This window comes from Nodosilinea sp. LEGE 07298 (genome assembly GCF_015207265.1).
Classification (GTDB): domain Bacteria; phylum Cyanobacteriota; class Cyanobacteriia; order Phormidesmidales; family Phormidesmidaceae; genus Nodosilinea.
Map to the genome: position 1 here is coordinate 1 of NZ_JADEXE010000396.1, position 5,066 is coordinate 5,066.

Genomic DNA, 5,066 nt, shown 5'->3' on the forward strand with positions numbered 1-5,066 from the left:
CCTCCCGACCTGGGCAATCTAGAGGGCTTCGAGGCCGGGTTCAAAGCCCCGATCTCGATGATCAACAACAAGAAATTCAAGTCGGGCAAAGCCTACAAAGACAGCAAACTCTGCAATGTGCTCACCATGCGCGAGCTGCACCGCCGCTACCACGACGAAACCAGCATTACCTTTAGCTCGCTGTACCCCGGCTGCGTGGCCGATACGCCCCTGTTCCGCAACCACTTTAAGGCGTTTCAGACCATTTTTCCCTGGTTCCAAAAGAACGTGACCGGTGGCTATGTGACCCAAAAGCTGGCAGGCGAGCGGGTGGCCGATGTCGTCACCGATGGCGAACTCAAGGAGTCGGGCATGTACTGGAGCTGGGGCAACCGCCAAAAGCCCGGTCGCCGCTCCTTTGCCCAGGAGGTCTCAAACGAAGCCCAGGATGATGCCAAGGCTCGCAAGCTCTGGGATCTAAGCGCTCGTCTGGTGGGGCTAGATAACGAAACGGCGCAGAATGTGCCCGCTACCGCAGGTTCAGTTTAAGCGCACATCGGCAGCTGTCGGAGCTTAAAAACCGCATTGCTGAATCAAACCGCATTGCTGAATCATAGGATGACAAAGGGTAGGGGCGTAGGCACAGCCAAGCTAAAGGCTTAATGGCCATGCGCCCTTACCCTTTGTCGACAAGTATGAAGAAGCCTAAATTATCGTTACTTGGGTATGGTCAACCCTAGACTCTTCAGTCAGCTAGAGGGTCTAGACTTAAGGCATCGATGCTAAGGGGTGAAATACGGTTTATGCGCCTCACGACCCAATCGATCGCCGCGATCGCCGGTCTTAGCCTCGCCACCGCCGGTGTAGTCGCCGTTCCCTATTTAGCTAGCTCTGCCTCCCTTCAGCAGCCGGGTTGGGGACCCATGCATCAGGGGCAAATGCATCGGGGGCGAATGATGCACCACATGCAGGCTACTAACGAATTTGAGTTTTTAAGCCTGATGATTCCCCATCATCAAGAAGCAATCGCCACCGCTGAGCGAGTACTGGAGTACAGCGATCGCCCAGAAATGCTCGAGTTTGCTCAAAACATTATCACTGTGCAATCAGCAGAAATTGAGCAAATGGAAGCCTGGCTGGGCGAGTGGTATGCAGGGCAAGAAACCGACTTGATCTACGCCCCTATGATGCGTGACCTCAACCAGTTAGAAGGCGATGCCTTAGACCAAGCTTTTTTAAAAGATATGGTCATGCACCATATGGGGGCCGTGATGATGTCACAACAGTTGCTGAACCACGGTCTGGTGGAGCATCAGCCGGTGCAACCCTTCGCCCAAACTATTGCTAACACCCAACGGCAAGAGATTGGGCAAATGCAGGCCTGGCTACAAGATTGGTATGGCGTTAGCGGCATGCCCGACCGTATGCATCGGGGGCAATAATGTAGTCTCTGTATGTAAGGTTGGGCCGAGAAGGCTTGGGAGTGACTCTGGATGCACCTTTATAGGGGCAATACTGGATCTCGAACCAGTGGCATCCTGCAAAAAGGGTCAGGTCGTCATGGCGATTGGTTCAATGTGTTCTGGACTGACCCTACCCATATCTCGTTGCTTATACCATGTCGCGCTGACAATTCTCGATGCGATGGATAGCATAACCTTTGCTTATACGACAGAACCAATAGTTGACAGCCTATTACTCCTCTTCACAAGCTCCAATGCTTACCCAACTCGTCGATCCATCTATCCAGTGCTCTTTCTTCCAAAAGAGAGTTCAATACCGTGCTAGAACGAGAGCACGGTCAGCAACGGCAATCCTTCTGTTAAAAGCCTTTATACCTTTTGGTGGATGAGGATTGTCACATCACATAGTACGTTCGGGTAAAATGCTTTCCTATGCGTTGTATTCGCCTTCATGCTTGCAGCTAGCGCTACCCACAGCTCTGAAAAATCTGACCACTCCCCGCTATCAAATTCTGTGCAAAAAGTGCGCCATTATTCTAAATTTTCACAGGCGAAGTTAGCTGCAAGAATAGGGGTGTTATTGCCCAGCATCAATCGATGGGATCATGGGCGAGCAACGCCTTTACCCATGGTGGTCATGTCGGTTGAGCACTTGCTTCAACCGATGGCGAGGCCGATAAGAGGTTGCTCGTCGAATACACATTAAAGCGGCTTTCGAGAGTGAAATGGAGATTCTGTGGTTAAGCCTATCCATCACTCTATGTCGCCAGGCCCTTCTTTCTCTCACAATTACACTCAGGTCAGCAACAGCGCCGATAATCAGGTCGCAGCAGACGGAGCTGGCTCAGCCCAGCCGTCTAATTTAGTATTGGATATCCAGACCCTGCAAATTCTGGACAGTAGCGATGACTGCATCCAACTCTTGGATTTAGGCGGGCGCATTCTGTTCGTGAATCGGGGAGGGCAGACGCTACTGGGCATTGACGATATCACGCCCTTGCTCAATACAGCCTGGGCTGAGCTGTGGCAGGAAGCCGAGCAGCAGGCCGCCAGCGATGCGATCGCCCAGGCAGCGGCAGGCGAGGTATGTTCCATGGAAGGCCACTTTCCCACGATTCAGGGTAAACCCCAGTGGTGGGCCAATAAAATCAGCCCCATTCGCGGCGCAGATGGCAACGTTGAACGGCTGTTGTGCGTCTCGCGAGATATCACCGCACACAAGCAGATTCAAGACACCGGTAAACAAACCGAGGAAAAATTACGGGAGTCAGAAGGTCGGTATCAAGCCATCGTTAATCAGGCTATAACCGGGGTTGCCTGTACCGATCTCGGGGGCAGGCTGACGCTGGTTAACCAAAAGTATTGTGACATCACCGGCTACTCAGCCGATGAACTGTACCAGCGGCGCATGCAGGACATCACCCATCCTGAAGACCTGCCCGGCAATGTCGAACGGTTTAAGCGAATGCTGAGCGAGGGCACGCCGTTTGAGATCGAGAAACGCTACATCCGCAAGGATGGCTCGATCGTCTGGGTCAACAACAGTGTGTATGCGGTCTGCGATCGCAGCGGTCAACCGCAGTCGGTGGTCGCGATCGCGCTAGACATTACCGAACGCAAACGCCGCGAAGCCCATGGGGCCTTCCTCGCTGAGATTGGCGAAGACTTCTCGCGGTTTTCGACCGCCGACGAAATCATGCAGGCGGTTGGGGCGAAGCTGGGAGCCTATTTGCAGATTACGACCTGCAACTTCACCGATGTCGATGAAGCCCAGGATCGAGTGACCGTCCATCACGGCTGGAGCAGTCCAGAGGTGCCTAGCACAGTGGGCACGTTTTGCACATCTCAATACCTAAGCAGCGAGTTTGTACGGGCCAGCCGCGCTGGAGAAACCGTTGTAGTCTGCAATACCCAAACCGACCCGCGCACCGATGCCGCTGGCTATGCGGCCCTCGAGATGTACTCCTTTGTCACCGTTCCATTTCATCGCCACGGCCAGTGGACCCATTACATCGCCATCTATCACTCGCAACCCCGTGACTGGCAGGCTGATGAAATCGAGCTGATTGAGGACATCTCCAACCGCATCTTCCCCCGGCTGGAACGGGCCCGTACCGAAGCGGCCCTGCGCCAAAGCGAGGAGCGGTTTCGCACCGTCACTGCTACCGTTCCCCAATTGATTTGGACAGCAACGCCCGACGGTCGGGTGGACTACATGAGTGACCAATGGGCAGACTACGTGGGGCTGGCACCCGAGCAGCTTCACGGCTGGAACTGGCAACAAATTACCCACCCGGAGGATCTGCCCAACACCGTCCGGGACTGGCAGCACTGTCTGCGATCGGGCGAGCCGGTAGACATTAAACATCGATTTCGCCACCGCACCGGGGAATGGCGCTGGCAGCTGGTGCGGGGTGTTCCCGTCAAAGATACAGATGGCAGCGTCAGGCAATGGGTTGGCACCTGCACCGACATTCAGGATGAGGTCGATATTAAAGAAGCATTGCGCGAGTCAGAAGCAAAATATCGATCGCTGTTCGACTCTATTGATGAAGGCTTTTGCATTATTGAAGTGTTATTTGATGCCGCCGGTAATGCCTTTGACTACCGCTTTTTAGAAGCCAATGCAGCCTTTGAGAAACAGACGGGGCTGGTGGATGTGATTGGCAAAACCATGCGAGAATTCGCGCCGCAGCACGAGGCCTACTGGTTTGAGTTTTACGGCAGAGTTGCGCTAACGGGGGTACCCGAGCGGGTTGAAAACACGTCCCAGGAGCTGGGGCGGTTTTACGATGTCTACGCCTTCCGCATGGGTGAGCCCCAGGAGCGTAAGGTGGCCGTTCTCTTCAACGACATCAGCGAACGCAAGCGCATCGAAGACGAACGCAAACGCGCAGAACAGCACCTGCGGGAAAGCGAGGAATGGGCACGCCTAGCCATTCAGGTGGCCAAACTGGGCGGATGGCGGCTGCATCTAGACACCAGCCTCGTAGAGATGGACGAGCGGATGCGGGAAATTTGGGGAGAGTCAGAGGATACGGTGATGGTGCCTCTACCGCAGGTCTTAGAGCGGATACACCCGGGCGATCGCGAACGAGTGACTACGGCGGTGAATGCGGCGCTCGATCCTCAATCTGCGGGAACCTACGAAATTGAATATCGAATTGTGTGGAATGACGGCACCGAACGGTGGGTGTTAGCCAAAGGGCAAGCCCAATTTGAAGGAGCCGGGGAGCTGCGCCGAACGGTTGATTTCTTTGGCACACTGCTGGATATTACCGATCGCAAACAGGCAGAAGTTGAACGCGAGCTGCTGCTGCAACGGGAGCAATCAGCCCGGGAAGAAGCCGAGGGGGCAAATCGCATCAAAGACGAGTTTTTGGCCGTGCTCTCCCACGAACTCAGGTCGCCCCTCAATCCCATTCTCGGCTGGTCTACCCTTTTGCTGAGCGGTAAGCTAGATGCCGCTAAAACAACCCACGCGCTAACGACCATTCCTAGTTCCACCCAAGTTTGTGTCGAGTAAAATAGGGGTAGAGCGCTTAGGAGGCCAACGTGATGGCCAAGCAACGACGGAAGCGTGGAACCGCAGGCGATAAAACGATTTGTCTTCCCATTGCAGAC

At 54.5% G+C, this 5,066-nt stretch carries 2 protein-coding genes and 1 pseudogene; all 3 read left to right on the forward strand.

The window, feature by feature from the left end; genetic code table 11:
* Positions 1 to 528: pseudogene (locus IQ273_RS30175) on the forward strand (protochlorophyllide oxidoreductase); the annotation flags it as partial.
* A gap of 254 nt (positions 529 to 782) precedes the next feature.
* On the forward strand, positions 783 to 1,421 hold the full coding sequence (locus tag IQ273_RS30180; protein ID WP_194026790.1) for a DUF305 domain-containing protein: 639 nt from the start codon (positions 783 to 785) through the stop codon (positions 1,419 to 1,421).
* 757 nt (positions 1,422 to 2,178) lie between these two features.
* Positions 2,179 to 4,968 carry a PAS domain S-box protein gene (locus IQ273_RS30185; protein WP_194026791.1) on the forward strand — a complete coding sequence of 930 codons (2,790 nt, stop codon included), beginning with the start codon at positions 2,179 to 2,181 and terminating at the stop codon, positions 4,966 to 4,968.
* The last annotated feature ends 98 nt before the right edge of the window (positions 4,969 to 5,066 follow it).

Bases quoted from the DNA above. Each gene is read 5' to 3' on its own strand.
- IQ273_RS30180 (WP_194026790.1), top strand. From the start codon at position 783: ATGCGCCTCACGACCCAATCGATCGCCGCGATCGCCGGTCTTAGCCTC.